This window comes from Candidatus Enterococcus murrayae, assembly GCF_017315985.1.
Classification (GTDB): Bacteria; Bacillota; Bacilli; order Lactobacillales; family Enterococcaceae; genus Enterococcus_A; species Enterococcus_A murrayae.
In genome coordinates this window covers 1-26,390 of record NZ_JAFLVR010000085.1, presented here as the reverse complement: position 1 = coordinate 26,390, position 26,390 = coordinate 1, and the positions used below count along the sequence as shown (strand labels likewise).

29 protein-coding genes are annotated in these 26,390 nt (G+C 39.3%); 24 read left to right on the top strand and 5 right to left on the bottom strand.

The annotated features are described in order from the left end of the window. Positions 1-129: 129 nt before the first annotated feature. Positions 130-585, bottom strand: coding sequence for an Lrp/AsnC family transcriptional regulator (locus JZO85_RS22630; protein WP_207110777.1), 456 nt, complete (start codon positions 583-585; stop codon positions 130-132). A 338-nt stretch (positions 586-923) separates the two neighbouring features. Between JZO85_RS22630 and JZO85_RS22625 the strand changes: the two genes are divergently transcribed. The 8 genes from JZO85_RS22625 (at position 924) to JZO85_RS22590 (ending at position 8,761) form a co-directional block, all read left to right on the top strand. Then, on the top strand, positions 924-3,245 hold the full coding sequence (locus tag JZO85_RS22625; protein WP_242550505.1) for an ABC transporter permease: 2,322 nt from the start codon (positions 924-926) through the stop codon (positions 3,243-3,245). Positions 3,246-3,262: 17 nt separating this feature from the next. Next, a complete protein-coding gene (locus JZO85_RS22620) occupies positions 3,263-4,018 on the top strand; it encodes an ABC transporter ATP-binding protein (RefSeq protein ID WP_207110776.1) in 756 nt (251 codons plus the stop codon). Between the two features lie 69 nt (positions 4,019-4,087). Beyond that, a complete protein-coding gene (locus JZO85_RS22615) occupies positions 4,088-4,777 on the top strand; it encodes a response regulator transcription factor (protein ID WP_207110775.1) in 690 nt (229 codons plus the stop codon). Beyond that, the gene (locus JZO85_RS22610) at positions 4,764-5,672 is read left to right on the top strand and encodes a sensor histidine kinase (protein WP_207110774.1); all 909 of its coding nucleotides are present in this window, start codon (positions 4,764-4,766) and stop codon (positions 5,670-5,672) included. The genes JZO85_RS22615 and JZO85_RS22610 overlap by 14 nt, the downstream gene beginning before the upstream one ends. 52 nt (positions 5,673-5,724) lie before the next feature. After that, positions 5,725-6,027 (top strand): DUF6506 family protein, encoded by a 303-nt coding sequence (locus tag JZO85_RS22605; RefSeq protein ID WP_207110773.1) that lies wholly within the window; start codon positions 5,725-5,727, stop codon positions 6,025-6,027. Positions 6,028-6,144: 117 nt separating this feature from the next. Beyond that, entirely contained in the window at positions 6,145-7,332 is a 1,188-nt protein-coding gene (locus JZO85_RS22600; RefSeq protein WP_207110772.1) for an aminotransferase-like domain-containing protein, read from the top strand. A gap of 127 nt (positions 7,333-7,459) precedes the next feature. Next, positions 7,460-8,209, top strand: coding sequence for a GNAT family N-acetyltransferase (locus JZO85_RS22595; RefSeq protein WP_207110771.1), 750 nt, complete (start codon positions 7,460-7,462; stop codon positions 8,207-8,209). A 9-nt stretch (positions 8,210-8,218) separates the two neighbouring features. Beyond that, positions 8,219-8,761 carry a DUF1697 domain-containing protein gene (locus JZO85_RS22590; RefSeq protein ID WP_207110770.1) on the top strand — a complete coding sequence of 181 codons (543 nt, stop codon included), beginning with the start codon at positions 8,219-8,221 and terminating at the stop codon, positions 8,759-8,761. A 34-nt stretch (positions 8,762-8,795) separates the two neighbouring features. Here the strand turns inward: JZO85_RS22590 and JZO85_RS22585 are convergent, their stop codons facing one another. Continuing rightward, positions 8,796-9,770 carry a serine hydrolase domain-containing protein gene (locus JZO85_RS22585; RefSeq protein WP_207110769.1) on the bottom strand — a complete coding sequence of 325 codons (975 nt, stop codon included), beginning with the start codon at positions 9,768-9,770 and terminating at the stop codon, positions 8,796-8,798. A 188-nt stretch (positions 9,771-9,958) separates the two neighbouring features. Between JZO85_RS22585 and JZO85_RS22580 the strand changes: the two genes are divergently transcribed. The 13 genes from JZO85_RS22580 to abc-f all read left to right on the top strand — a co-directional run bounded on the left by JZO85_RS22580 (position 9,959) and on the right by abc-f (position 22,304). Next, positions 9,959-10,456, top strand: a complete 498-nt coding sequence (locus JZO85_RS22580; protein ID WP_207110768.1) for a GyrI-like domain-containing protein — start codon at positions 9,959-9,961, stop codon at positions 10,454-10,456. Positions 10,457-10,540: 84 nt separating this feature from the next. After that, positions 10,541-11,431, top strand: coding sequence for an AraC family transcriptional regulator (locus tag JZO85_RS22575; protein WP_207110767.1), 891 nt, complete (start codon positions 10,541-10,543; stop codon positions 11,429-11,431). 295 nt (positions 11,432-11,726) lie between these two features. Next, entirely contained in the window at positions 11,727-11,852 is a 126-nt protein-coding gene (locus JZO85_RS23385; protein WP_277988965.1) for a hypothetical protein, read from the top strand. A 172-nt stretch (positions 11,853-12,024) separates the two neighbouring features. Then, positions 12,025-14,547, top strand: a complete 2,523-nt coding sequence (locus JZO85_RS22565; protein ID WP_207110766.1) for a sigma-54-dependent transcriptional regulator — start codon at positions 12,025-12,027, stop codon at positions 14,545-14,547. A gap of 186 nt (positions 14,548-14,733) precedes the next feature. Beyond that, positions 14,734-15,150: a PTS sugar transporter subunit IIA gene (locus tag JZO85_RS22560; RefSeq protein ID WP_207110765.1), complete on the top strand. Its 417-nt coding sequence runs from the start codon at positions 14,734-14,736 to the stop codon at positions 15,148-15,150. A gap of 2 nt (positions 15,151-15,152) precedes the next feature. Then, a complete protein-coding gene (locus JZO85_RS22555) occupies positions 15,153-15,629 on the top strand; it encodes a PTS sugar transporter subunit IIB (protein WP_207110764.1) in 477 nt (158 codons plus the stop codon). Between the two features lie 183 nt (positions 15,630-15,812). Further along, entirely contained in the window at positions 15,813-16,571 is a 759-nt protein-coding gene (locus tag JZO85_RS23240) for a PTS mannose/fructose/sorbose/N-acetylgalactosamine transporter subunit IIC (protein WP_242550504.1), read from the top strand. Beyond that, positions 16,572-17,399, top strand: a complete 828-nt coding sequence (locus tag JZO85_RS23235) for a PTS system mannose/fructose/sorbose family transporter subunit IID (RefSeq protein WP_242550503.1) — start codon at positions 16,572-16,574, stop codon at positions 17,397-17,399. Between the two features lie 17 nt (positions 17,400-17,416). Further along, positions 17,417-18,469: a galactitol-1-phosphate 5-dehydrogenase gene (locus tag JZO85_RS22545; RefSeq protein WP_207110763.1), complete on the top strand. Its 1,053-nt coding sequence runs from the start codon at positions 17,417-17,419 to the stop codon at positions 18,467-18,469. Next, positions 18,453-19,007 carry a 6-phospho-3-hexuloisomerase gene (gene hxlB / locus JZO85_RS22540; protein ID WP_207110762.1) on the top strand — a complete coding sequence of 185 codons (555 nt, stop codon included), beginning with the start codon at positions 18,453-18,455 and terminating at the stop codon, positions 19,005-19,007. Before JZO85_RS22545 ends, hxlB begins: the two co-directional genes overlap by 17 nt. Positions 19,008-19,057: 50 nt before the next feature. After that, positions 19,058-19,801 carry an SDR family NAD(P)-dependent oxidoreductase gene (locus JZO85_RS22535; RefSeq protein WP_207110761.1) on the top strand — a complete coding sequence of 248 codons (744 nt, stop codon included), beginning with the start codon at positions 19,058-19,060 and terminating at the stop codon, positions 19,799-19,801. A 26-nt stretch (positions 19,802-19,827) separates the two neighbouring features. Continuing rightward, complete coding sequence (alsE, locus tag JZO85_RS22530) at positions 19,828-20,499, top strand: D-allulose 6-phosphate 3-epimerase (RefSeq protein WP_207110760.1); 672 nt, start codon at positions 19,828-19,830, stop codon at positions 20,497-20,499. A gap of 308 nt (positions 20,500-20,807) precedes the next feature. Next, positions 20,808-22,304: a ribosomal protection-like ABC-F family protein gene (abc-f, locus tag JZO85_RS22525; protein ID WP_207110759.1), complete on the top strand. Its 1,497-nt coding sequence runs from the start codon at positions 20,808-20,810 to the stop codon at positions 22,302-22,304. Positions 22,305-22,436: 132 nt separating this feature from the next. Here abc-f and JZO85_RS22520 read toward each other — a convergent pair whose 3' ends face one another. The 3 genes from JZO85_RS22520 to JZO85_RS22510 all read right to left on the bottom strand — a co-directional run bounded on the left by JZO85_RS22520 (position 22,437) and on the right by JZO85_RS22510 (position 24,594). Continuing rightward, positions 22,437-23,357: a LacI family DNA-binding transcriptional regulator gene (locus JZO85_RS22520; RefSeq protein ID WP_207110758.1), complete on the bottom strand. Its 921-nt coding sequence runs from the start codon at positions 23,355-23,357 to the stop codon at positions 22,437-22,439. A gap of 21 nt (positions 23,358-23,378) precedes the next feature. Further along, entirely contained in the window at positions 23,379-23,651 is a 273-nt protein-coding gene (locus tag JZO85_RS22515; RefSeq protein ID WP_207110757.1) for a hypothetical protein, read from the bottom strand. 79 nt (positions 23,652-23,730) lie between these two features. After that, positions 23,731-24,594 carry an SPL family radical SAM protein gene (locus JZO85_RS22510; RefSeq protein ID WP_207110756.1) on the bottom strand — a complete coding sequence of 288 codons (864 nt, stop codon included), beginning with the start codon at positions 24,592-24,594 and terminating at the stop codon, positions 23,731-23,733. Between the two features lie 114 nt (positions 24,595-24,708). Here JZO85_RS22510 and JZO85_RS22505 point away from each other — a divergent pair, with 114 nt between their 5' ends. The 3 genes from JZO85_RS22505 to JZO85_RS22495 form a co-directional block, all read left to right on the top strand. Beyond that, complete coding sequence (locus tag JZO85_RS22505) at positions 24,709-25,533, top strand: MerR family transcriptional regulator (RefSeq protein ID WP_347401823.1); 825 nt, start codon at positions 24,709-24,711, stop codon at positions 25,531-25,533. Between the two features lie 91 nt (positions 25,534-25,624). Continuing rightward, positions 25,625-26,089 carry a tRNA (N6-threonylcarbamoyladenosine(37)-N6)-methyltransferase TrmO gene (tsaA, locus tag JZO85_RS22500; RefSeq protein ID WP_207110754.1) on the top strand — a complete coding sequence of 155 codons (465 nt, stop codon included), beginning with the start codon at positions 25,625-25,627 and terminating at the stop codon, positions 26,087-26,089. Positions 26,090-26,275: 186 nt separating this feature from the next. Further along, positions 26,276-26,390 (top strand): transposase (locus JZO85_RS22495; protein WP_207110778.1); only part of this gene is annotated, 115 nt, incomplete at its 3' end.

The following is a 26,390-nucleotide window of genomic DNA, read 5'->3' as shown; positions in this document are numbered from 1 at the left end:
CAGTTAATATTACACTCTCGACGGTTCTCTATTTTTGTACGGAATTTTTCAATAGGACTTTCCAAATTACAAGTAATTTGGCCTTTTTCTTTTGATTTGAAAAGAAATTCTAAAAAAAAGTTTCCTTTCTTAAAGTCCAATGAATGATCCATTGATTTCTTCTTTTAAATTTTCCAAGGTGATCGTCGTCTGTGTCTCACCGACTCCGCGAACTTGTTTTAACTTTTGGAAGAGGAAGTGTTCCAAATGGGAAAGATCCGTTGCTGCGACTTTTAGTAAATAGTCGTACTCTCCAGTGACTTTATGGCATTCTAATACAGCTGGATACTTGGTGATTACATTTTTAAAGTTATTTGTATTGCCGGTACGGTCTAATTTTACTGAAATAAATGCAAGAATAGATTGTCCAAGCTTCTTACGATCCATTTTGATCGTATATTGCTGAAGGACACCGCTGTTTTCCAGCTTTCGCAGTCGTTCGATCACTGCGGGAGTTGACAGATCGACCATCTCGCTGATCTTTTTACTTGATTGTCGGCTGTCCTTTTTAAGAATATCGAGAATTGCTAAATCAGTTTTATCCATGTGGCAGCTGCTCCATTTCTTTTATGAACTTGTTTCAATTAATATGCTAGCAAACAAGTAAGCAAAGGTCGAACCCAATTTACAACGAAAAAATGAAAACAATTTGGTATTTCTTTCTATTAAGTAATAATTCAAAAAAACTTGTCATTTATAAAGTCAAATGCAAAAAAAGTTTTCGATCGTTAAGTCCAGCGACAATAATCTTTAATTGAGTATTTTAGAACTTTTTTTCCTAAAAAATAAAATTTTAATACTAGGTTAATATTTCGTGTACATTCGAGAAAGGCTCCTTCTTTATAGTAGAGATAGGACAAAGGAAAAAGGAGCAGGGGTGACGGATGATGTATCGAAAGATTATAAAAAATGATGTAAAAGAAAGTAAGCTGATAACCATAATAACAACCATGTTTATTACGGTAGCGGCTGTGTTAGTGGCGTTGGCAACGATTTTGAGTGTGAATTTGGCAGGTTCCATCGACACCTTGATGGAAAAGACGCAATCGCCGCACTATATGCAGATGCACACAGGCACAGTTGATCGAGAACGTTTGGCAACATTTGTTGAAGAGAATGGAAATGTGGCAACTTATGAGATTGCTGAGTTTTTAAACCTTAACGGATCAGATATTGAACTTGGCGAGCATAGCTTTGCTGACAGTGTGGAGGATAATGGATTGGCGGTTCAAAGTAAAAAGCTTGATTACTTTTTGGATATGGACAATCAACCTATTCAGCCGAAGCCGGGTGAACTGTATGTTCCGGTAGCCTTCAAAAAGCAAGGGCTTGCCAAAATTGGAGATCAAGCAAAAATTGCTGGCAAGACGTTTACAATCAACGGCTTTTTACGTGATGGAACGATGAACTCTCAAATGGCGGGATCAAAACGCTTTTTATTGCACCAAAAAGATTACGATGCACTTTTTTCGAAAGGAAAGCTGGAGTACATCATTCAGTTTCGATTGAAGGATCCAAGTAAACTGAATCAATTTGAGGCCGCCTATAAAAAAGCGGGTTTAGAGGTCAATGGACCCAATGGCACACATCGCTTATTCAAATTGGGCAATGCTATGTCAGATGGAATCATGATCGGCATTTTATTATTGATCAGCCTACTGGTGGTTCTAATGACATTTATGTGTATTCGTTTCACTCTGTTGTCAAAGATCGAGGAGGATTATAAAGAAATCGGTGTGATGAAGGCAATCGGTCTGCAGTTGAAGGAAATCAAAAAAATCTATTTGGCCAAATATGCGGTGATTTCTGTTATCGGCAGTGTGCTTGGGTATCTCATTTCCATTCCATTAAGTTACCTTCTATTGAAAAATATTAAGCTATTCATGGGGGAAAGTAGTAATGAAGGATTGAGCTGGGTTTTGGCCGTCGCAGGTGTAATTATAGTGATGGTTTTGATGATTGCTTATGTTTTCAGATTGCTGAATCGTTTTAAAAAGATTTCGGCGGTTGAAGCGATTCGCTTCAGCGGAGCAAACGAAAAGGTTAACACTAAAACACGCTTTAACCTCCGCAAATTAGCATTTTTATCGCCCGATACACGAATCGGAATCATCGATATTATGAATCGGAAAAAAATCTATTTGACTATGCTGCTGGTATTCATTCTATCGACTTTTATTATGATCGTTCCAGCATTGGTCTATCATACTTCTTCTTCTGAGAAGTTCGTGGAAAGCTTGGGATTCAGTCATAACGTTGATATAGCCACCAGCCTGTATCAATCAACCAACAGCGTTGAGAATCAGGATAAAATCGAAAGCTATTTGGCTAATGATCCAGATGTTGAGACTTTCAGTAAAATCTCGACGAAAAATTTTGATGTCAAAGAAACTGGCAATGCTGACAGCGTGCTGTCCGTTGAATTAGGAAATCATCAAAAATTTCCTGTAGATTACCTGCAGGGAAAAGCACCGAGTAAAATGAATCAAATTGCCATATCTACGATTAATGCAGAGGAATACAATAAAAAAATTGGTGATTCGATCATTTTGGTCAGAGAAGGTCGCGAGGAAACATTCATAGTTTGCGGAATCTATGCGAATGTATTCAACGGCGGCAAGACAGCCAAGGCGATTTTTGAAGATACTACTGCACCGACGATCTGGACAGATATTTCGATCAAGCTAAAGGATTCAAATAAAGTATCGCAAAAAATGAAGCAATACAAGAAAGATCTGCCTTTTGCCAAGATGAACAATGCAGAACAATTTCGTGATCAAACCTTTGGTTCAACGATACAATCTGTCAAGATGATTTCAATTGGGGCCTTACTAGTAGCCTTACTGGTCACTGGCTTAATCACTTCTTTATTCATGAAGCTGCTGTTGGTGAAGGACAAAAAGGAAATCGCTACATTGAAGGCAGTGGGCTTCACCAACCGGGAAATTAGAAGGCAATATCTTTCAAGAAGCTTGACCGTCTTAATCGTTGGATTAGGTTCGGGAACGTTATTGGCCATGACGCTTGGAAAAACAATGTCTGGTTTAGTATCGGCGGCTTTAGGCGGAGTCAGTATTCACTTAACAGGAAGCCCTCTGATTTATCTTGGCTGTCCAATTTTGATGCTGGTTGTTACTTATTTCGCCACCAGAGCGATAACCGTGCAAGCAGGAAAAATTGAAATCGCTGAAAACTTTAAAGACTAGAAAAGGATGGAGAAAAAATGAAAACAATCATAAAAGGAACAGACATTCTCAAAAGCTTTGGTGAAGGAGAAGAACAGGTGACTGTTTTAAATAGCGTGAACATTCAAATTGAAATGGGGCAGTTTGTTGCAATCATGGGTCCTTCTGGCTCAGGAAAATCTACACTGCTTTATGCGATCAGCGGAATGGACAAGGTTGATTCAGGAAAAATAAGCGTTAATAACCAGCAAATCGATACAATGACAGAAAAACAGCTAGCTGATATCCGCAGGGAACAAATGGGTTTTGTCTTCCAGCAGCCGACCTTGCTGAAAAATCTTTCCCTTATCGACAATATCATCTTGCCGAGCTTAAAAGGAAAAAAGCAGGTCGCCGAGCAAGTGAAGCGGGCAGAAGGCTTGATGGAAAAAGTGGGTATTGCAGAGCTGAAGGATCGTAAAATCACACAGGTATCTGGCGGGCAGCTGCAAAGAGCTGGAATCTGCCGTGCGTTGATGAGTCAGCCGACTATTATTTTTGGCGATGAACCAACCGGAGCTTTGAATTCGAAAGCCGCTCAGGAAATCATGAATATCTTATTGAAAATAAACGAAGATGGGACGACCGTGGTTATTGTCACCCATGATGTGAAGGTGGCTGCGCAAAGTGAGCAGGTTCTGTTCATGGAAGACGGTCAAATTGTCGATACCTTATATTTAGGAAACTGTACGAATGAAAAGCTTGAGAAACGCATAGAAAAAATCAACGAGAAGGTTTTAGCTGTCGAAATCTAATAATAAGTACGAATCCGAAAACGTTACTATGGTAAAATTAGATGACGAACTCAGGAAGCAGGGGGACTGATGGTATACAATATTTTGCATGTGGATGATGAAAAGGAAATCATCAAACTACTAAAGATGTACTTAAAAAGCGAAGATATCAACCATTACGAGGCTGCTAATGGTCGTGAGGCGTTGACAATTTTAGCGGAAAAGAAGATTGATCTGCTGATCGTTGATATCATGATGCCGGAAGTTGACGGTTTTGAACTGATCCGTACTGTCAGGAAAACCAGTAATCTGCCAATCTTAGTAATTTCGGCGCGGGTCGAGGCCTCTGATCGGATTTTCGGACTAGAGATCGGGGCCGATGATTATTTGACAAAGCCTTTTGACCCTCATGAAGCAATCGCTCGAGTAAAAGCGCTGCTGCGGAGGTATTACTCATTAGGCGTGAACAGCGGATTAGGGCAGGATCAGTTAAAAGTCGGCAATTTGACGTTAGATACTCACGCTTGTACTGCTTATGTTGAAGAACAGCTGATCATTTTGACAGCGGTGGAATTTCGCGTGTTGAAGCTATTGATGGAACAGCCGGGTCGAGTGTTCACTAAGGAACAAATCTACGAGCATGGATGGCAGGATCCTTTGGCAGGGGATAATAACGTGAGAGTCATGATGAGCAAGCTGCGAGAAAAAATCGGAAACGAGCGGATTAAAACGATTCGAGGATTAGGCTATCGTTTGGAGGTTGTCCATGAAACAGCTTAGAAATGCGATTTTACGTTCTTTTATTCTCTACTTTTTGGGACTTTCGGTCGTTGGCGGCTTGATCGAGGAATTTTTTTCTCAGTTGCAGATCCTTGTCTTTGAATCGGAGTATCAGACGCTCATAATGATTATCGGGGGAGTATTTCAACTTATTGCGATTTTCGGCTTTTCTTATTTGTTTTATCGAAGTTTAGATAAAAAAATCGCAAAGCAAAGTCAGAAAATTGCCAAGCAGCAGAATACGTTGTTTGCCAATATTGCTCACGACCTGAAAACCCCCTTAACCAGTATCTCAGGCTTTTCTAAAGCATTAAGTGAAGATATTGTCGAGCCGGAGGAACGAGCGGAGGTCTCTTCGATTATTTATCAGAAATCGTTGACGGCTAATGAGCTGTTAGATTTAATGTTTCAATATACAAAATTGAATTCCACAGAATATAGCCTAAAGCGGCAAGAATACGCAGTGAATTATTTATTGAAAGAAGCTATCGCGGATAATTATGACTTGATCGAGCAGCAGCAAATCGAACTGCTTTTAGACCTGCCGGAAGAGCCGATCATAAAGAGCATCGATAAGGTGGAGATGCGGCGTGTGTTTAATAATTTATTGATCAACGCCTGCAAGCATAATCCGCCGAAAAGTAAACTGGCAATTTCAATCACGGAAAACAATAATCAGACAGAAGTTGTCTTAGCTGATAACGGAACGGCAATTCCGCTAAAGGACCGAGAAAAACTCTTTCGGCCATTTGTCAGTGAGAATGAAACCGAACGGAACTTTCAAGGCAGCGGATTAGGTTTAGCAATCGTCAAAGCAATCATTGATAAGCATGGTTTTACAATCGAGCTGCTGGATGATGAAGTATATACTAAAAAATTTGTGCTCACACTTTAAACAATCCAATAGTCTGCTAACAAAGGGACTAAAAATATAAAGGAGGTTTCATATGTTAAAAGCAGCATTTATTTTTGTAGCAGAAGGTGCAGATGGTAAAAAGGATCGTTCAGTTGTGACAACACCCGCAGTTGAATTAACTACGGTTGGTGTAGTGGATTACGAGGAAGCTGTTGAAATTTCAAAAGAACTAGTTGAAGCTGGTATTCAAGCAATCGAATTATGCGGCGGATTTGGTCACTTGGGAACAGCTAAAATTGTTGAAGCGGTTGGAGAGAAGGCAGTTGTTGGTGTCGTAAGATTTGATAAACACCCGGGATTGGGGAATCAATCCGGCGATAGCCTTTATTTGTAAAGAAAAAACTAGAATAAGAGTTGCGAGCAGAAGTATTTTTTATGCTTCTGCTTTCTTATTGTTTACTATAAATGAAAATTGCGATAGAATGAGAAGGGAATTAAAGGAAGATTAATTATGAAATATGCCGATCGAATGGGAAAATTGAATGCTTCAGAAATACGTGAATTGTTGAAGGTCACGGATCGACCGGAAATCATTTCCTTTGCGGGAGGATTACCGGCAGCGGAGCTTTTTCCAATCGAACAAATGGCTGCCGCTTGTATGACTGTTTTGGAAAATGATGGTGAAAAGGCCCTGCAATATTCCACAACAGAAGGTTTGGCTCCTCTTAGAAAATGGATCGCCGAGCGTGAAAATAGCCGAATTGGAACGAAGCTGACAGCGGATAATATTTTGATTACCCATGGCTCTCAGCAAGCGTTAGATTTGATAGGAAAGCTGTTGATCAATAAGGACGATGTCGTTTTATGTGAAAGCCCCACGTATTTGTCCGCCTTGAATGTCTTTAAAACCTTTGAGGGTAACATTCTGGAAGTTCAAACAGATGAGGAAGGTATGATTGTCAGTGATCTGGAACAACTCTTGGCAAGTACTGCGAACGTAAAATTGATTTATGCAATTCCGACCTTCCAGAATCCTTCAGGGAAAACATGGTCTTTCGAACGGAAGAAGCAGATTTTGGCTATAGCGAATCGTTATGACGTGGCCGTTATTGAAGATGCGCCCTATGAAGAATTGCGTTACTCAGGTGAAGCAACGCCACCGATGTTCAGCTTTCCTCAATCCGAGAATGTGCTCCGGACTGGAAGCTTCTCGAAAATTCTCTGTCCAGGTCTGCGAATCGGTTGGATTGCGGCGGATTCAAAAGTGATCGAGAAGCTGGTTTTGATTAAACAAAGTACAGATCTGCAAAGCAATACCTTCGCCCAAAGGCAAATTTTTCAGTTTATTCAGGATCATGCTATCGATGAGCATATCAGCAGGCTGATTCAGGTATATCGTTTACGAAGGGATGCGGCAATTTCTGCGATCGAAACATATTTCCCTAAAAATATTCAGTATACGCATCCTAAAGGAGGGCTCTTTATCTGGCTGGAGTTGCCGGAGAGTATCAATACCACTGATTTATTGCAAAAAAGTCTCGAACAAAACGTAGCCTTTGTCAGCGGTGAATCGTTTTATGCAGAAAAACCTAGATACAATACGATGCGCTTGAACTTTTCTTGCATGGATGAGAAAAGGATTGAAGCTGGCTTTAAAATCTTAGGAGAGCTGATTTCGAACGAGCTGAAAGACGAATAAACAGATTTGAAAGAAGAGGTGCTTCGCTTGAGGCCCTCTTTTACTATAGTAGGAAAATAAAATTTTTGAAGAAGAGAGAAGCTGACTTAATGCTATACTTGAAGCAATAGGATGAAGGAGGGATTGGATGATAGAATATGTGAATTTAACAAAAGAAACTATTGCGAATGAGCATCTGTGCTGCGCAATCTCAGGGAAAAAGCATCAAGCTGGTGTTGATACAAAAAGAAACTGGCTCGATGAACGTTTGACAGAAGGGCATGTATTTCGGAAGCTGGATGCGAATGGGAAGGTTTTTATTGAATATGCCCCTTTAGAAACTGCCTGGGTTCCTGTTGTTGGTGAGAACTATTTATATATTTATTGTTTGTGGGTTTCTGGCAGCTTCAAGGGCCAAGGTCACGGAAAAAATCTGCTGAATTATTGCTTAGAGGATGCCAAAAAACAAAATAAAGCTGGAGTATGCGTGATTAGTTCAAAAAAGAAGACTCCCTTTTTAACCGATAAAAAGTTTGTTGAAAAAAGTGGTTTTCAAGTTGTTGATCAAATCGCTGGCGGCTTTGAGCTCCTGGCACTGTCGTTTGACGGAACAGTACCAGCTTTTTCGGAAACAGCCAGAAAGCAAACCATTGACGAACAAGAACTAACGATTTTTTATGGACAGCAATGCCCATTTATCCCAAATGGTTTAAAAGAGGCGCAGGAATACTGCGAAGAAGCAAACATTCCGTTGAGGTTGGTTCAAGTTGACAGCCTTGAAAAAGCAAAACACCAGCCGGGGATATTCAACAATTGGGCCGTTTATCATCAAGGAAAATTCTTAACGGTCCACATGTTGAATAAAAATGTGTTGAAGAAATTATTGGCTTCAGTGTGAGGGAGAAAATTGAAAAAATATATTGCACTTTTGCGTGGGATCAATGTCAGCGGCAAAAATAAAGTTGCAATGCCCGTATTGAAAAACGCGTTTGAAGAAATTGGCTTCTCTGAGGTTTCGACATATATCAATAGCGGAAATGTGCTATTTTCCAGCGAAAGTGAAGACAAGTCAGAACTAATTTTAAAATGTGAAGCCGTCATCTCTGAGAGGTTCGATTTAACGATTCCAGTTGCCGTCATGGCGGTTGAAGATTTGGCCGAGACAGTAAAGCATGCGCCTGACTGGTGGGGACAGGAAAAAGAAACCATTCATTATGCGATCTTTATGATCGCTCCCATAACCGTATCAGACGTTTTTGCTGCAGTAGGAGCGCCAAAAATGGAGTATGAGCGAATCGCTCATTATGGCGAAGTTATTTTTTGGTCAGCGCCGCGGAAAACGTTCAATAAGGCACGTTGGTCAAAAATTGCCAGCTCTTCAGTCAATAATCATGTGACTATCCGCAATGCGAATACAGTCAACAAATTGTTAACAATGGGACACTATTAAAAAATCAAGCAGTCGCAAAACTGCTTGATTTTTTCTATATCAGCGGCAAAATTTCTTGTTGAATAAAATCAACACGATCATAAACATTTTCTTTGAATAAAGCGGTAATTGCGATGATTAGCTTTTGTTCATGGTCAATATAAATGACGTTGCCACCGTCTCCCATCGCGGCAATAATTGGTTTTATAGGATCAATGATCCACCATAAGTAGCCATAATCAAGCTGTTCCTGTTCCCAACAAGAGTGCTTTTTCTGCATCATTGTTAGCCAGCTTTTCGGAACGATCGGTTGTCCGTTCCAGCTGCCTTGATTCAAGATTAACCTGCCGATTTTTACCAGTTCGCGTGTAGTCAGCGTTAAGCCCCAGCCACCAGCATTCAATCCAGTACTATCTGCGACCCAGCCATTTGAGGTAGTCGATTGATTAAAGGCCATTTGCTCTTTGGCGGATTTCAAATAGATCGTTTTTTCGACATCAATACCTAAGGGCTCGAATAATTCTTTTCGAGCAAACTCGAGGACATTCTGATTCGTGGAGCGTGAAAGGACGGCGGATAGAAGATCAGGTCCTATCAATGGCGTATAATTGAATTCGCCGATTTGCTGCTTTCCACCTAGTTGCTTTAAGGTGAACTTGACCCAGTCTTTGCTCATGAAATATTTGATATATGCAAGAGGGCCGGACTTATATTTGAAGGGTGCGGTCATAGTTATTAAATTTTCCAATGTAATGTTTTTGATCGTCGTGTTTTTTGTTGGATAATCTGGGAAATAACTTACTATCGGACGGTCTAGTTCATTAAGATAGCCTTGTTCTTGAGCAATTCCTAATAATAGTGACAGGATACTTTTGGTGATTGAATAGACATGGATCTTACTAGATGCATCGCAGTTGTTAAAATATTCTTCATAAAGCAGCTGATCATTTTTTTGCACAATAATCCCAGTAATATTCTGATAGTCTGTCTTGATTTTTTGTTGAATCGGTTTGAATTTCTCTTCGTTCATTGTGTTCCTCCATTTCCGAAGGCGCCTTCTATACTTAGAGTAAGTGCATTAAAAATCATAATCAAGTGTTATTTTAAAAAAGTTAAATTTTACCAAGTCAAGGTTCTTCTCTTTTTTTGCTTCAAAAAGGGTAAAAGGAAATCAAGCTTGTTTTGCTATAGTGAAGAAAAGAAAGCGAGGGATTTACTATGGAACATCGGATTGTTGAATTAGCGAGCTTTAAGCTAGTAGGTTTTAAAAAGGAATCGACGAATGCGAATCGTCAAGGGATGAAGGACTGCCCGGCATTTTGGAATGAGATCGTTTCTGCCGGCAAACAGGAGTCACTTTTACCAATGATCAATCACGAACCATTTGGATTGATTGGAGCTAGTTTTTATAATGTGGATGATACAGATGCACAAAAGTTTGATTATTATATTGCTGTTGCAACTACGAATGATACACCAGCGGATTTATACGAAGTTGAGGTGCCGGCAAATATGTGGGCAGTTTTTCCTTGTACGCGAAAAACTTCCGGAAAAACGCAATTTGCGATCGTGTCTAAGTGGGCACCGCAGTCAACGGAATATGAATTGTTAAATGAAGGCTATATGACAGGTGAGATGATTTCCGGCGGTCCGGATCTTGAAGTTTATGGGCGTGGCGATGACATCGAAATTTGGGTACCAGTAAGAAAAAAATAATCGACTCAGCATAAGTTTAGAAAAGTTTAGCAGCTTCTCCTTGATATGCTATTCTTATAAAAGAGAGTTTACAGGAGGAGTTTCATGTCAAAAGATCTTGAGCGTTTTTCAAGCACCTTGGCTTATATAGAAAATCATTTATTTGAAGCCATTTCACTGAAGCAATTAGCAAAGCAGGCGTTGCTTTCGGAATATACTTTCCACCGTTTCTTCACTTATTTAACGGGTTATTCCTTTTCGAATTATTTGCGTTACCGGCGTCTGTCAGAAGCGGTCGAATTATTGCGAAAAGGAATTCCGATTGACGAGATATCTGAACGGTGCGGCTATGCAAACCGTTCAGCTTTTAATCGGGCGTTTTCAAAATTCCACGGCATTGCACCTAGTCAGGCCAAGGATATCGAAGCCGCCGTCAATTTCTTTCCGCCGATTCGATTGGATATTCAGATAAATGGCGGGAAAATGTTGAACTACCATATCGAGCAGTTGCCGAGTTTCACTATCGTTGGTAAAATGGCGGCCTATCAATTGGAGGATGATCTTTTTAGAAATACTGGCAAGCACTGGGAAAGCTTCTTTATGGATCAAGAGCTGAGAACTTTTGCCGAGAGCGATGCCACTCGAAAAAGCTTTTTTGGTCTAAGACGCGCGCCTTATTTTGCTGTCGCAAATCCTGCAAAACCACAATCAGGTTATCTGAATTATTTTACAGGATTTGTTTTGAATCAAAAGACGACATCGAGCTATTTGACGCTGGAAATTCCTAAACAGACGTATGCTGTTTTCGTTAGCGATCCCTACGATTATCGTAAAACAGAGAATGTTTCAAACGCGTATTACCAATTGCAGCAGCAGATTTTCAATACTTGGCTGCCGCAAACGGAGTATCAAAAGATCGACGGACCAGAACTGGAAACCTATCTCACCTTGGGGGATAGCGCATGCTTAGAAATCTGGCTGCCGATTAAGAAATAAGAGAGATGTAAGACAAGAATGGGTGATCATTCTTGTCTTTTTTATCTATCCCTCAGAAAAGACAGCAAATAGGATCAAGCGCACGACTATTTTTTATTTATAATAAAATAAAGTGCTGAATAAGAAAGTGAGGAAAAAAGAAAACTGCAACATGTTTATGTGGAAAGATCGCGATTTACGTACAGAATTTTCATTCTGAGATGCATATTGCGGATCAAATCTTTTTTACCACATATTACCAACAGATGTGTACAGTATTTCGATCGATTTATTCGAGAATTAAGGAGATGTGGTATTGTCTGTGGAAGTCTATTATGATCAAAAGCCCGCTTACTATGAGTTTGCGAATAAAACGAAAAAGCTACCGAAAACGGAAATTTTGAAAATGGTCCAAGAGAAATATTTTGTTGAAAGTGATTAAGAAAAGTAGTTTTAACAGAATTATTCTTATCATATCATGTGGTGCAAATAGTGTATCCCTTTTATTTGTTCTATCTGTTAAAAATCCTTCATTTGGAATACGGGAAACAAACGCATATTGAAAGCGCTTCTTAATCTGTGTACAATGTCACTAATAAAGGAGGTTGGGAGTAATGGGGAGAAAGGACAGTGTTCTTGCTTTTTTATGTGAACAAACAGAAATATTTATTTCTGGAAACGGGTCGGCTAAAATAGATTCTACTAGTATTTCAGATGAAATTGGAATAGCACGCTACAATGTTAGTCGTGATTTAAATCGTTTAGTAGAAGAGGAAAAAGTAATCAAATTAGCCGGTCGTCCAGTTTGTTTTCTTGGGAAACATTTGATTGAGAAAGAAATTGGAAAAGAAGTCGAATCTAAAAAGTCGCTAACTGTTCAGGAATTGGAGGAACTTTTATCTGCCCATGATAATAACTATCCTACTGATTATCCCTTCACTGAATTGATCGGCTATGATGGATCTCTAGAAAATGCAATAAGACAGGCAAAAGCCGCGTTACTCTATCCGCCGTTCGGGTTGCATTCTTTATTGACGGGCCCCTCTGGCTCAGGTAAAACAACTTTTGCCCGATTCATGTACCAATATGCCAAGCATGCAGGAAAATTGAAAGAAGATTCTCCTTATGTGGTTTTTAATTGCGCTGATTATTCTAACAACCAGCATTTACTATTAGATCACCTATTTGGACATGTAAAACATGCCTTTACAGGAGCGGAGTCAGATAAGGATGGACTAATCGCAGCAGCCAACAACGGCATTCTTTTTCTAGATGAAATTCATCGACTACCGCCAGAAGGTCAAGAAATGTTATTTTCGATAATGGATCGAGGAGAGTATTATCGTTTAGGTGAATCATCAAATCCCAGAAAAGTTCGGGTGCTGATTATAGGTGCAACAACAGAGGAAATCGAAGGGAATATTTTATCAACTTTCTTAAGGCGTATTCCGTTAAAAATCTTTATGCCTAGTGTAAAAGAACGCGGGTTGGCTGAAAAAATTAAGTTGATTTATTTTTGCTTCAAGCAAGAAGCAAAGAAGATTGAACGTAAGCTGCAGGTGAATGAGGATGTGATCCGTTTCTTTTTACAGTATGATCCTGTAGGTAATATTGGACAGCTGAAAAATGATATTCAACTGTTATGTGCTAACGCTTTGGTTGACAGTATTTCTAGCAATTCAGATATTATTCAAGTGAAACTGTCACATCTTTCAACGTATTTGATCGATCAGTTTTACTATACACATTCCCCTGAGATCAACGGTGAGCTGAGAGAAAAACTTAAATTGCTACAAATCGATGAATTTGTTTTTACTCCTGAAGAAGAGCGAGATTATGATCCGTTTCTTTTAGTTGATGAGGAGGAAAGTGTTTCTCATGATGTGTTAGAAACCTATCACAAATATCTAGATGGCAAGGGCTCTTTGTCACCGTTAAAGTCAATCATTCATGGAAAAGCACAGGAGTTGGCAGAAAAACAAGGGAATCAGCAGCAGGCAATCTTTAAAATTGTTTCTCGTAAAAATTATGAAGTTACTGTCAATATTTTAAAAAGAATCGCTTCTAGAGAACGTTATCACCTAGAGGAGAGTAATATCAAAAGTCTAGCGTTGCATTTAGATACTTTGATCGAAAAAATTACTGAAGGTTATTCTTTTAGAGACAATTCTTTTTTAGAACACAAACGACCTAATGAAATGGCATTGGAAAAAGAACTTGAAGTTGCTGAACAAATCTGTCGTGAGATTTCCAATCAACTTGAAGTGCAATTACCTGAAAGTGAAAAATATTTTATCTCGTTGTATTTGAAGGCGATGAATGAAAAGTACACTGAGAAAAAAATCGGAGTTTTGATTTTGATGCACGGAACAAGTGCTGCTACTGATTTAGCAAATACGGCCAATCAATTACTGAATGTCGATCATGCAGTCGGATTGAATATGCCCTTATCTCAATCGGTTGGTGATACGCTGGAAAAAGCCACTGAGTTGATCCAAAAAATCGACCAAGGAAAAGGCGTTGTGATTCTAAGTGATATGGGATCACTGAACATGTTCGGCGATATTATCACAAAAAAGACTGGTATTCCAACGAAGACGATTAAAATGGTGACGACACCAATGGTCATCGAAGCGACCAGAAAATCATTGTTGCCGAAAATGTCGATCACAGAGCTTTCGGAAGATATTGTCGAACAAAGTGCCTACATTGGTAATAGTGTTGAAGACTTTCAAGTAAAAATAATGAAAGAAAGAGGCAGGGTGTTTACAGATGATCGCCGCAGCAAAATTATTTGTATCCTAGAAGAGAGCTTGATCTTTTTAGATGGTGCCACCATTTATGATTTGTTAGAGATCGAAGCGAAGAAGATTACCACGACTTTTCAGATTGATCACTTCGAAGATTTTTGGATTAAATTCCTATTTCATACCAGCAATATGATTGAACGGGCGATTCGTAAAGAACAATTTTTACGAGAAGATACTGTCCTGATTGTTGAAAGCAATCGTGAGTTGTATCAATATCTTAAAGACTTATTGATGTCTTTAGAAAATCGTTATGCCATTGTAGTCGAGGATAGTGAAATTAGCTATTTAATGGAATTGATCGAAGTAAATACAGATTTAGTTTACTAGCTAACACACTGTATGAAAGAATAGCAGCACACTATTTTTAATTGGACAGCACACTAACAAAATAAATTGTTCATTGGAAAGTATCAACTACGTTTTATCATAAAAAACGTTGATTTGATGCTTTCTTTTTGTTTGTTCATAGAGTTGGTATGCTTATTGCTTTATAGAGAGTGAGGAGGTGAAAGGATGATCGGTGTATTAATACTAACCCATGGGGACCTTGCTGCTGGTTATCTTTCAGCATTGAAGTTAATTACGGGCGAGGCAGAAAATATCGATACGTTAGGTTTATATCATGAAACAAGTATTGAAGACTATAAAGAAGAGGTTGCTGCCAAAATGCTGAAAATGGAACAAGGAAAGGGAGTCATCGTTTTTTGCGATATCTTCGGTGCAAGTCCTTACAATGTGACGGCTCAGAATTATCAAGTATTAAAGGACAAGGTAAACTATCGCTCAATTACTGGTGTAAATCTACCGATGGTGATCGAAGCGGTATGCAGCAGAGAAACAATGGAGTTAAATGAATTAGCAAAATATATTCAAACAGTTGGAAAAGATGGAATTAAAGAACTTTTTGAAAATTATAGGAAGGATGAATAAAAATGAGTGAAATTGTATTAACCAGAATCGATGATCGTCTGATTCACGGACAAGTAATGACAGCATGGGTAAAGAAAACACGAGCGAACCAGATTTTGATTATTGATGATGAAGTTGCAAAAGATGATTTTATGAGTGAAATTTTAAAAATGTCGGCACCTGCAGGAATCGATATTGTAGTAAAAGGCTTAGAGGAGGCTGTAACTTTTCTAAATGAACAAGAAAAAGAAAATAAACGGTTGATCATTTTAGTTAAAGCACCGATTACTATCGACGTGATAGTGGAGAAAGAAATCATGATTGATAAGTTGGTTGTTGGTGGGATGGGCGCTAAAGTAAACCGACGAGTGTTGTACAAGAATATTTCTGCCTCTGATGAAGAGCGTGCCACATTCAAAAAATTGATCGATCGTGGTATTCCTGTTGTGATCCACATTATTCCAGATCAAAAAGAAATAGATCTTTCCAAATATCTATAAATTGTTTTAATAGAAAAAAGATGTCAGTTCTACTTTTTGTAGTTTGTAACGTGATAAAAACAAATCAAATTTGTCACAACAATTTATAGTTCAAACAATTATTGGAATGATTTATGGCATGAAGATTGGACTAATTTTTCCTTGGAAAAATTAATTCTTTAATATGAATAAGGAGGAAGAAAAATGCTTTTATCTGCAATATTAGTTGCTATTATTTCAACGGTCTGTAATTGGTGGCCCAGTCATTTAATCACCCGTTCATGGCTTTATCCGATTTGGTCAGGGTTTCTCGTGGCATTAGCAATGGGCGAACCGATGGTGGGGATGCAAGCGGCTGCATATATTAACTTGGCTTATCTTGGTTGGATCACTGCTGGGGGAACAATGCCAGGGAACTTGCCCGTTGCCGCAGTATTTGGCACGGCGATGACGATTTTATCAGGGGCAGATCCAAGTTTAGCGGTAACCTTTGCTGTACCATTCAGTTTGTTCGGAATTTTAACCTTCCAATTAACAATGTCTATCAATGCACTGTGGGTCCATCGGGCGGAAAAATTCTTAGACAATGGAAACATTCGAGCAATGCGTATGATGAATTATGTTCCATCAGGAATTTTAAATTTTCTTGTTACAGGGGTTCCGGCTTTTATTCTCGTTTATTTTGGGGCAGAGCCTATGAAGAACCTGTTGAACATGATTCCGGATTCTTTTGTTGATGCGATGCAAGTGGTCGGAGCAATCATGCCTGCATTAGGGATTGCGATGTTGATCAGCTTTATGGGAAATAAGAAGATCATGCCCTTCTTCTTCTTTGGTTTCATTCTGGCAGTCTACTTGAAATTGGATGTTATGGCGGTAACAGCCGTTGCTGCAATCATGGGCTTTGTGTTCTATAATACTGGATTTCTTGATATGAAACCTGCTGGAAAGGGGCAATCATAAATGGAAGCAAAATTAACGAGGAAAGAATTATTAAAAAATTGGGCGCTGACTTATTCGAGTGAGACCGCGTATAATTATGAACGTCTACAAGCTTTGGGGCAAGCAAATGCAATGGTGCCAGTCATTCGGAAACTCTATCCTGAAGACAAAGAACGCCAGGTACAAGAATTGAAGAAATATTTTGTGTTTTATAATACGGAACCTTCTTTCATTGGAACGATGATCCCGGGAGTTGCGGCGGCAATGGAGGAACAACGTGCCAATGGTGCTGAGGATATCACGGACGAAACGATTAACTCTTTACGGACAGGTTTGATGGGACCGATCGCAGGGATTGGCGATACAGTCAGTCAAGGGATTGTTTATCCAATCTTAGCAGGTATCGCGTGTTCATTAGCAATTGATGGTAGTTATGTTGGACCGATCTTTTTTGAAATCGCCTACAAGATTTGCTTGATTGGTTTTGGCTGGAATATGTACCGTTTGGGTTATCAAAAGGGGAAATCCTTTATTTTAACGATGCTGCGTGAAGGAACAATTGCTCGCTTAACAGAGATTTTCAGTATGGTCGGTTTGATGGTTGTCGGCTGTATGACGGCTTCCCGAGTAAACATTGAGATTCCAATGATTTTGAATATTAAGGGCGTCAAATTAGGTATTCAGGAACAGGTTATTGATGCGTTAATGCCTGGGTTAGTTCCATTGGCGATCACAATGCTGGTTTATTGGTTGGTACGTAAAAAAGTAAATATCAATTTAATCATTCTGATTATCTTTGTTTTAGGAATTTCATTATCCTATTTAGGTATTTTGGGAATTCCGAAATAAGTAGGGGGAAATAGAGTATGAAAGCAGTCGATTTAAAAGCAATCAATCATTTAGAATTAGTAGAAAAAGAGAAACCTGTACCTAAAAAAGGGGAAGTATTGATTCGTGTCATGGCCTGTGGAATCTGCGGATCGGATATTCCACGGGTTTATGTTACTGGTTCATACCATTTTCCGACTGTATTGGGGCATGAGTTTTCTGGAGAAATAGTAGAAGTCGCTGATGATGTCAGTTCAGAATATTTAGGTAAGAAAGCCGCCGTTTTTCCTCTTTTACCTTGTAATGAGTGTGAATACTGTGAATCCGGCTATTACGCACAATGCAAAAATTATAATTATTTTGGTTCAAGAACAGATGGCGGGTTTGAGGAGTATTTAGCTATCCCCTTATTCAATCTGGTTCTTTTAGAGGATCAAGTGAGCTATGAAGAAGGAGCAATGGTTGAACCTGCTACTGTGGCTCAACACGTCATTAATAAAGCCGAATTAACTATTGGCGATAATGTGGTCATTTATGGGGCGGGCCCGATTGGTGTCATGGTAGCACAATGGGCTCAGATCAACGGTGCTGGGAAAGTTCTATTGATAGATATTGACCCTACTAAAGTCGCTTTCGCCCGAGAACTAGGCTTTGAAGATGTATGTAATAGTCAGGAGAAAGTCGCGGAAGCCTTTATTTTAGAAACCTTAGATGGAAAGTTAGCAGATGTTTCGATCGAGGCTACCGGTTCCAGTGCGGCTTTTGATCAATGCGCGCAATCCATCCGTACCTTTGGAAGAGTGATCTTATTGGGAAATCCACATTCGGATATGGTTTTTAAGCAGAAAACATATGACCAATTTATGCGAAAAGAAGGCACGATTGTGGGCATGTTTAACAGTGTTTACGAACATTTTCCTAAAAACGAATGGCAAGTGACTGCTCAAGCAATTGCAAATAAGCAGTTGAATTTAAAACCGTTAGTGACTCATAAAGTTCCAATTGAAGAGTTGATTGAGGCGTTTGATATGATCCATGAGAAAAAAGAATTTTACAATAAGGTGTTGATGGTTAATGAAAAATTATTATGAGAATAGTCAAGCAGTAATGGAAGAGCTGGATCGTTTATTGGAAAAAGTTTCTAGCGAAGAGATTGATCAATATGTAAAAGCATTATTGGAAGCTCGAGAAGTCTTTTTTATCGGTGTTGGCCGAGTACGTTTGTCATTAGAAGCGGCGGTTAAGCGATTGACACATCTGGAAGTCAGCTGTCACATGGTTGGTGATTTAAATGAACCACCGATTACTGAAAAGGATCTTTTAGTTGTAGGTAGTGGCTCAGGGGAATCAGTGATTCCTCTGGAGATTGCAAAAAAAGCAAAATCGTATGGCGCGAAAGTGGTCCATTTGACATCAAATTCCAATAGTTCGATTGCCAGATTGGCCGACCATATTGTCAAATTTGATAGTCCCTCTAAAAGCAATCAAACCATTGTCTCGATCCAACCGATGACAACGGTGTTTGAACAAGGACTGCTTATTTTTCATGATGTATTAGTTTTGCGTTTGATGAATGAAAAGCAGATGACCATGAATGATCTGAAGAGTCGTCACGCGAATTTAGAATAGCTGTCAGCTTTAATTTTCATAGTTTGATTATTTTAAAAGGGGTTTAAGAAATGGACAATGAAAAGAAAGTTGCTTTTATCACTGGTGCTGCCGGAGGACTAGGCAAAGCAGTAGTCGAAAAGTTACTAGACAAGGATTTCATCGTTTTGGTCAATGACAATAATCAAGAGAATGTACAAACGTTATTGGATAAATTCAAAGGACATGAAATACATGCATTCTGCTTTGATGCGACAGATGAAAAAGCTTGGAAAAAGGCCGCCAATGGAATTAAAGAGCAATTTGGTAAAGTAGATGTGCTGTTTAATAATGCTGGGATCTTCAAAATCGAAACGATTGAAGAGACGAGTGTAGAACTTTGGAAGAAAACGATGGACGTGAATGCGTTAAGTATTTTCTTAGGAATAAAAATGATGTCGCCATTATTGGGCGAAGGTAGCAGTATCATTAATACTAGTTCGATCGCATCATTTTTAGGATCGAAGAATCGGATTGCTTATGCGGCTTCAAAGGGTGCTGTTTCCGCTTTGACTAAAGCTGTGGCTATCGAGTTCGCACCTCGAGGCATTCGAGCAAATTCTGTTCATCCTGCTTATATCAAAACTCAGATGGCTGAACATGCAGCGGAGGCTACTGAACGGACGATGGAAGAAATGGGAGGCCGAATTCCTTTATATCAGCGAATCAGTACAGCCAATGAAGTAGCCGATGTCGTTGTTTTTTTGGCATCAGATGCGTCACGTTTTATGACGGGTTCAGAAGTGGTCGTTGATGGTGGACAATCTGTTAATTAAAAGTCTAAAAGGAAAGAGGGGCAAATATGGTAAAAATATCTCCGTCGCTGATGTGTATGGATATTAGCAAATTTGAGGAACAAATCAATTGTTTGAACCAGACCGTTGATTACTATCATATAGATATTATGGATGGTCATTACGTTAGCAACATGACCTTATCTCCTTGGTTTATTGAACAGCTTAAGGATCACACCGCGATTCCTCTAGATGCACATTTGATGGTGACAAATCCGATTGAGTATGTAGATCAATTGCTAAATTTGGGGGTAGAAGTGATTAGTATTCATGCAGAATATTTGAACGGTCATGCTTTTCGATTAAGCGAAAAAATCAAACAACTGGGAAAGAAAATGGGCGTGGTTCTAAATCCCGAAACACCGTTGAATGTGATTACTGATTATCTTCATTTGATTGATATTGTGACAGTAATGACGGTGGACCCTGGTTTTGCCGGCCAGACATTCATCTCAGAAAGCTTAGACAAAGTACGAAAACTAAAAGCTTATCGTGAAGAGCACGACTTGGGGTTTGACATTCAAATCGATGGGTCCTGTAATGAAAAAACGTATCGTACGATGATCGAGGCTGGAGCAGATATTTTAATTGTAGGAACAAGTGGCTTATTTAATTTAGATGACTCCATTGAGAAATCGGTAGAACTAATGTATGAGCACCTTACAGCAGTGATAAGTTAATTCCTAGAAATTTTGACGATAAAGCGTTTTCGTGATATCGTAAAAATAGAAGAAGGAAAGTGAGGGATCTCGTATGATTGATTCATCAGTGAAGTAGAAAAGCTGCATTCAGACTGTACCTCTGGAGACTAAGGGAGCAGTGTGCAGATTTTCGAAAAATTGGTGGATGATCATCGAGGTTCCTTTTTATACAGAAGCGGCTTATTTGCTTATTGGTCGAACTGTCTAAAAATAGCTCTGTGACCCAGTTTTTCGAAAATAACTGGGTCTTTTTTGGCTTCATTTGAAGCCAAAGTGAGGTGTTTATTATGACAAATATAAAAATTAATCATTTAACGTTTGGTTATGATCGGCTGGGAACACTGCTTTTTGATGATGCTCAACTAACTATTGCTGCTGATTGGAAGCTTGGATTAGTAGGTCGAAACGGGCGCGGAAAAACAACACTGCTGAATTTACTGAGAGGAGAATTACCTTACCAAGGACAGATAGTCCACCAGCTTGAAATGAAATATTTCCCTAAAAAAATCAATGATCCTACGCAATTAACTTATTTTGCTCTAACTGAAGAAGAGGGTTTAGAGATTTGGAAAATAGAACGAGAGCTGACGTTATTGAACTGTGATCTGGATATATTGTGGCGTCCATTTTCGACCTTATCTGGAGGCGAACAGACCAAAGCTCTTTTGGCGCTCTTATTTTTGGATGAGTATTCTTTTCCACTGATCGATGAACCGACCAATCATTTAGACATCAAAGGGCGACAATTAGTAGCCGACTATCTTAGAAAAAAACAGCAGGGGTATATATTAGTTAGTCATGATCGAAACTTTTTAGATCAGGCTGTGGACCATATCCTAGCAATTGAGAAAAGTCAGTTGATTCTTTATCAAGGAAATTTTTCAACTTACGAAGAACAAAAGGCCCAGCGCGATGCTTATGAACTGGCCCAAAACAGTAAATTGAAAAAAGAGATCAGCCGCCTGCAAAGGACTGCACGGGAAAAAGCAGAATGGTCGTTTTCTCGTGAAAAGGATAAAACAAATAAACCCAAGGGATTTATTGATACAGAATATCGCCGAGTCAGTCCTGGGGCGATAGGAGCAGATGCGGCCCGCATGATGAAACGGTCAAAAGCAATTGTTCAACGAGTAGAAGGGCAAATCAGCGAGAAAGAAAAGCTGCTGAAAAATATTGAATCGGTCGACGCCTTGACCATCTCCTATGAAGAAAATTACCATCGGAGAATTATACAGGTAGAAGATTTAGCTTTAAGCTATTTTGATAGAACATTATTTAGCGGGAAGAACTTTGAATTATTGCGAGGTGAATGTCTCACGATTATTGGAAAAAACGGCAGCGGCAAAACATCTTTGATCCAAGCGCTGTTAGGAGAATTTCCTGGGGAAATAACAGGAGTGATCCAACGAGTGAACGGATTAACTATCAGCCGTATACGCCAAAATTATGAAAGCAATCAAGGAACTTTAGAGGCCTTTGCGGAAAAAGAGGGATTGGATTATTCTCAATTTTTGAATAACTTGCGTAAACTAGGAATGGAGCGGCAAGTCTTTGCTAATCGGATTCAAGACATGAGTATGGGGCAACGCAAGAAAGTAGAACTGGCAAAATCTTTATCCCAAACAGCTAATCTATATATTTGGGACGAACCGTTAAACTATCTTGATGTCTTCAACCAAAAGCAAATTCTGGAGTTACTGCAGCGCGTAAAACCAACGCTGATCCTGATTGAGCATGACGATTATTTTGTAAAAAAGGTCAGTGATAAAGTTGTCAGATTATAAGCGGAGTTTTCGAAAAGAGTGAATGATTAGGCAGTCGCTTTAAGAAAGAAAAGTATTTTTTGATTTTACTTTACGAATGGAAAGTCGCAAGCAAAAAAGCAGGTGGATGTTTAAAGTCCAGCTGCTTTTGACTTATCTCTTTATAAAATGATGCGGAATGCAAATTTTTTCGTGTTTGTTGTAGTAGAAAGCTTCAAAAGCTTTTTTGCCACATTCAGCTAAGTGGTGATCAATGGTTGAAAATCCCATCACTTCACTGATCAAGAGATTTTCCCGGCCAATAACTAAGGGCTTATCACTCTTGTGTTGCTGCAAAATAGTTGCAGCAATACTGTCACCAAAAGTCAAAATCCCATCAACTTCTCGTTTCTTAAAGAACGCAGCGCCTTGGATACCATCTTCTGCGACGATGCAATCCCAAAAAATATTGGCCTCATCGAACTCAGGATAAACCTCCTTGGCTTTTTGGATGGAGAATTCAGAGTTGTGGCTAATGTTCTTGCTTCGTCCCAAAGTCATGCCGGGATTTTTCACGCCTTTTTCTTTCATATAGGAAAAAGCCTCTTTTATAGATTTTTTCAGATTGATATAGACACAGCTTACATCGGCATTTGGTATTTCTTCGCAAAAGATGATCGGTCCGTATTGCAGATAGTCAAGAAAAACCTTGATCGAGTTTGCTTTCGTCGTAACGATCAATCCGTCAAATGCGCGTTTAGAAAATTCAGCCAGATAGCGTTTCTCTAATTCTTGATCATAGTTTGTCGGTAATAAACTGATTTGATAACCATGGTCAAAGGCCGCTTGCATGATTCCGCTGAGCATCTGATCGTAATAGTCATGATTGACAAATGGCAGAATCACACCAATGTTTTTGGTTCTGCCATAACTCAGATTTTGAGCGGAACGATTGGGCACATAGTTTAGCTCAGCCATTACCGCTAATACCTTTGCTCGTTTAGTATCATCAACATAGGGATGATGATTGATGACACGAGAAATGGTTGAGACCGAGTAACCAGTGATTTTTGCAATATCGCGAATATTTGCCATGGGACACCTCTTCTAAACTTTTTAAGCAGCTAAATGCTCTTTTAAATATTCAATAACAGCAGGTCCAAATTGGTAAAAAGTGTATCGACGGTCACGATAAAAGAAACTAACCACGGGACAGCCCAACAGGTCATTGATTAGTAAATGCTTGATTTCAGCCAGCTGAAGATTTTGAATAATCGGCCGTTTAAACCCACGGCTTCGTACAAGTTTCAATTGGTCCTGAGAAAAATGCAGGGAAACATGAAAATGTTCTTGCGTCTCATCATGCTGAACTTTCACATACGTATTCATAAAAAATTCCTCCTTTTTTCTTTACAAGGGAAGTATAATTTATGAAACGAGTTTCATAGCAAGCGTTTTACTTCATTTTTTAAAATAAGGATAGCTGTTCGCGTCTGTCTTCAAATTCATGCAGGTAGCGAAACACCTCTTCTGACCTCCAAAGGATACCATGCTTTTGACAGGTTTCGATAAAAATTTCCATCAATCGGTCGTTGTTTGGGCTATTGCAGACGTAGTTTTCACCGAATGCATACATGTATTTTTTCTTCATGCCAGGAAAGTATTTATCTAATTGCTGATAAAAGTATTCCCGATTACCGGCCCGCATCGTCACACCAAAACCAAAGCATAGTATTCCCTTAACTCCAGCCTGAATGCAATAATCTAAAATGCCGCGTAAATTTTCTTCGCTGTCGTTGATAAATGGTAGGATTGGGGATAACCAAACCACAGTCGGCACCTCTGCTTCTCTAAATTTCATCAAGGTCTCAAATCGTTCTCTAGTCGTTGAGACATAGGGCTCCAGGATTTTACACAAGTCTTCATCATAGGTGGTTAAGGTCATTTCAACAACTGCCTTGGTCTTTTGATTGATCGATTTCAGCACATCCAGATCACGCAAAATCCGAGATGATTTTGTTTGGACCGCCACACCAAACTCGTATTTATCGATCAATTCTAATGCGCCCTGTGTGATCTTCAGCCGTGGCTCTAATTGAATATAAGGGTCAGTCATTGCTCCTGTCCCTATCATGCAAGGTTTTCTCCGCCGTTGTAGTTCTTGTTCAAAAATCTCTAGCGCATTTGCCTTCACTTCAATATCCTCAAAGGTGTGATTGATTTGATAACAATCACTGCGGCTATCACAGTAAATACAGCCATGGGTACATCCACGAAAGAGATTCAAGCCGTTCTTCGCAGACAAAATTGTTTTATATTTCTTGTAATGCATAGTCCACCTCTTTTCAAAAATAAAATGCCGACGAAAAGAACAAGAGTTCGTATTTATTATCCCATAAATTTATACTGATAACAATCAAAAGTATAGGTATAATAGGCAATGGAGGTGTTTTTATTGCTCAAAATCGGTGAATTTTCTCAGCTAGGACAGGTATCGATTCGCACACTGCGACACTACGATGAGATCGATCTGCTTCATCCTAAGCTGGTGGATGAAGAATCAGGCTATCGCTACTATTCAGTGAGACAGTTAGATGTCTTAGCGCAAATTGTTCTACTAAGAGAGCTAAAGTTTTCTTTGAAAGAAATCAAGAGCTTGATCCAGCAAGATCCCAAAATTTTTACCGCAGCATTACTAAAAAAAGATCGCGAAATTGAAAAAGAAATTCAGCGTGATCAATTCCGCCAACAACAAATACAGCAAATGATCCAACGGATGCAGCACAAAGGGAATTATCAGGTAAAAATCAAAGAAATTCCAGCCTTTCCTGTCATAAGTTTGCGAAAAAAAATCAAAAGCTTTTATCATGAAGGCTTGTTGTGGGAAGAGTTTCAGTCATTGCTAAAAAAACAAGGGCTCCCTTTTCCGTCTGATTCGAATCAATGTTTAACGATTTTTCACGATGAAGAATACTTGGAAGAGGGCGTCGATGTGGAGGTAGCAATTATCTCTAGTAAAAAAGCAGTGAAGCCACTGCAAATGAAACAGCTTCCAAAAATTGACCATGCTGCAATTTTTTATGTGGAGGGAAATTATCATCAGCTCCCTGAAGCCTACCAAGCATTTGCTAAGTGGCTGGAGGAACACCCAGAATTTCAAATGATAAAAACCACACGTCAAATTTGTCATATAGGTCCCGAGCATACGAATAATCCAGAGGAATATCTGACAGAATTACAAATTCCATTAATCTCCTTGACTCTCACATAGCGTGAGGATTTATCTTCTAATTAGAGGTCGCGACTCAAAAAAATTAGGGGATATGATTGAGGATAGGTTTTATCCCGAGATAGGAGATATTATGGAAATCAAAGAAATCGGTAAAGTAAAACAAACAGATGCAGGTGTTTATTTGGAGCTGCTTCCTGAGTACCAAGATGGGTTGACTGGACTGGAGGATTTCAGTCATCTTTATGTCCTCTATTGGTTCCATCACCTAGATATTCCTGAATTGCGCGGGACGACAGTCAGTAAACCGTATACTAACGGACCAGAGAAGCTGGGGACTTTCGCAACGCGGGGACCAGTCAGACCAAATCCGATCGCATTATCAGCCGCAAAAATAATCAATATCCAAGGGAACAAAGTGTATGTTGAATATCTCGATGCGGAGGATGGCAGTCCAATTTTAGATATTAAACCTTACACAGCAAGTTCTGATGTATTAGAAAGCTTTAAAGGACCTGATTGGTGTGCACATTGGCCCCAAAGCTTTGAAAGCTCCGGAGGCTTTGACTGGGGAGCTGAATTCAATTTTCCGGAATAAGTGCAGAAGTCTCAGAAATGAGACTTCTTTTTTTAATGACTTCAGTCAGTTTCGCTCGCGCTAGCGAGTGAAACAAAAAAACCGCGCGTTTCTACGCGTGGACGAAAGAGCTTTAGCGTTAAAAACTCCTTTCGATATACTACTAAGTGGCTACCAACCGCTCATTTTATCGAAAGGAGTTTTTCTATGCCATCAAATGACGACAAAAGTTTATCACATACACGCTGGAATTGTAAGTACCACATCGTGTTCACACCAAAATACAGAAGGAAAGTAATTTATTGTGTGTTAAGAAAAGATA

Coding starts and splice junctions, on each gene's coding strand:
- JZO85_RS23240 (WP_242550504.1), top strand. CDS start 15,813: ATGCTTTTATCTGCAATATTAGTTGCTATTATTTCAACGGTCTGTAAT.
- JZO85_RS22610 (WP_207110774.1), top strand. CDS start 4,764: ATGAAACAGCTTAGAAATGCGATTTTACGTTCTTTTATTCTCTACTTT.
- JZO85_RS22545 (WP_207110763.1), top strand. CDS start 17,417: ATGAAAGCAGTCGATTTAAAAGCAATCAATCATTTAGAATTAGTAGAA.
- JZO85_RS22620 (WP_207110776.1), top strand. CDS start 3,263: ATGAAAACAATCATAAAAGGAACAGACATTCTCAAAAGCTTTGGTGAA.
- JZO85_RS22605 (WP_207110773.1), top strand. CDS start 5,725: ATGTTAAAAGCAGCATTTATTTTTGTAGCAGAAGGTGCAGATGGTAAA.
- JZO85_RS22535 (WP_207110761.1), top strand. CDS start 19,058: ATGGACAATGAAAAGAAAGTTGCTTTTATCACTGGTGCTGCCGGAGGA.
- JZO85_RS22575 (WP_207110767.1), top strand. CDS start 10,541: ATGTCAAAAGATCTTGAGCGTTTTTCAAGCACCTTGGCTTATATAGAA.
- JZO85_RS22585 (WP_207110769.1), bottom strand. CDS start 9,770: ATGAACGAAGAGAAATTCAAACCGATTCAACAAAAAATCAAGACAGAC.
- JZO85_RS23235 (WP_242550503.1), top strand. CDS start 16,572: ATGGAAGCAAAATTAACGAGGAAAGAATTATTAAAAAATTGGGCGCTG.
- JZO85_RS22515 (WP_207110757.1), bottom strand. CDS start 23,651: ATGAATACGTATGTGAAAGTTCAGCATGATGAGACGCAAGAACATTTT.
- JZO85_RS22600 (WP_207110772.1), top strand. CDS start 6,145: ATGAAATATGCCGATCGAATGGGAAAATTGAATGCTTCAGAAATACGT.
- tsaA (WP_207110754.1), top strand. CDS start 25,625: ATGGAAATCAAAGAAATCGGTAAAGTAAAACAAACAGATGCAGGTGTT.
- JZO85_RS22510 (WP_207110756.1), bottom strand. CDS start 24,594: ATGCATTACAAGAAATATAAAACAATTTTGTCTGCGAAGAACGGCTTG.
- JZO85_RS22630 (WP_207110777.1), bottom strand. CDS start 585: ATGGATAAAACTGATTTAGCAATTCTCGATATTCTTAAAAAGGACAGC.
- JZO85_RS22565 (WP_207110766.1), top strand. CDS start 12,025: ATGGGGAGAAAGGACAGTGTTCTTGCTTTTTTATGTGAACAAACAGAA.
- JZO85_RS22625 (WP_242550505.1), top strand. CDS start 924: ATGATGTATCGAAAGATTATAAAAAATGATGTAAAAGAAAGTAAGCTG.
- alsE (WP_207110760.1), top strand. CDS start 19,828: ATGGTAAAAATATCTCCGTCGCTGATGTGTATGGATATTAGCAAATTT.
- JZO85_RS22595 (WP_207110771.1), top strand. CDS start 7,460: ATGATAGAATATGTGAATTTAACAAAAGAAACTATTGCGAATGAGCAT.
- hxlB (WP_207110762.1), top strand. CDS start 18,453: ATGAAAAATTATTATGAGAATAGTCAAGCAGTAATGGAAGAGCTGGAT.
- JZO85_RS22615 (WP_207110775.1), top strand. CDS start 4,088: ATGGTATACAATATTTTGCATGTGGATGATGAAAAGGAAATCATCAAA.
- JZO85_RS22580 (WP_207110768.1), top strand. CDS start 9,959: ATGGAACATCGGATTGTTGAATTAGCGAGCTTTAAGCTAGTAGGTTTT.
- JZO85_RS22555 (WP_207110764.1), top strand. CDS start 15,153: ATGAGTGAAATTGTATTAACCAGAATCGATGATCGTCTGATTCACGGA.
- abc-f (WP_207110759.1), top strand. CDS start 20,808: ATGACAAATATAAAAATTAATCATTTAACGTTTGGTTATGATCGGCTG.
- JZO85_RS22560 (WP_207110765.1), top strand. CDS start 14,734: ATGATCGGTGTATTAATACTAACCCATGGGGACCTTGCTGCTGGTTAT.
- JZO85_RS22520 (WP_207110758.1), bottom strand. CDS start 23,357: ATGGCAAATATTCGCGATATTGCAAAAATCACTGGTTACTCGGTCTCA.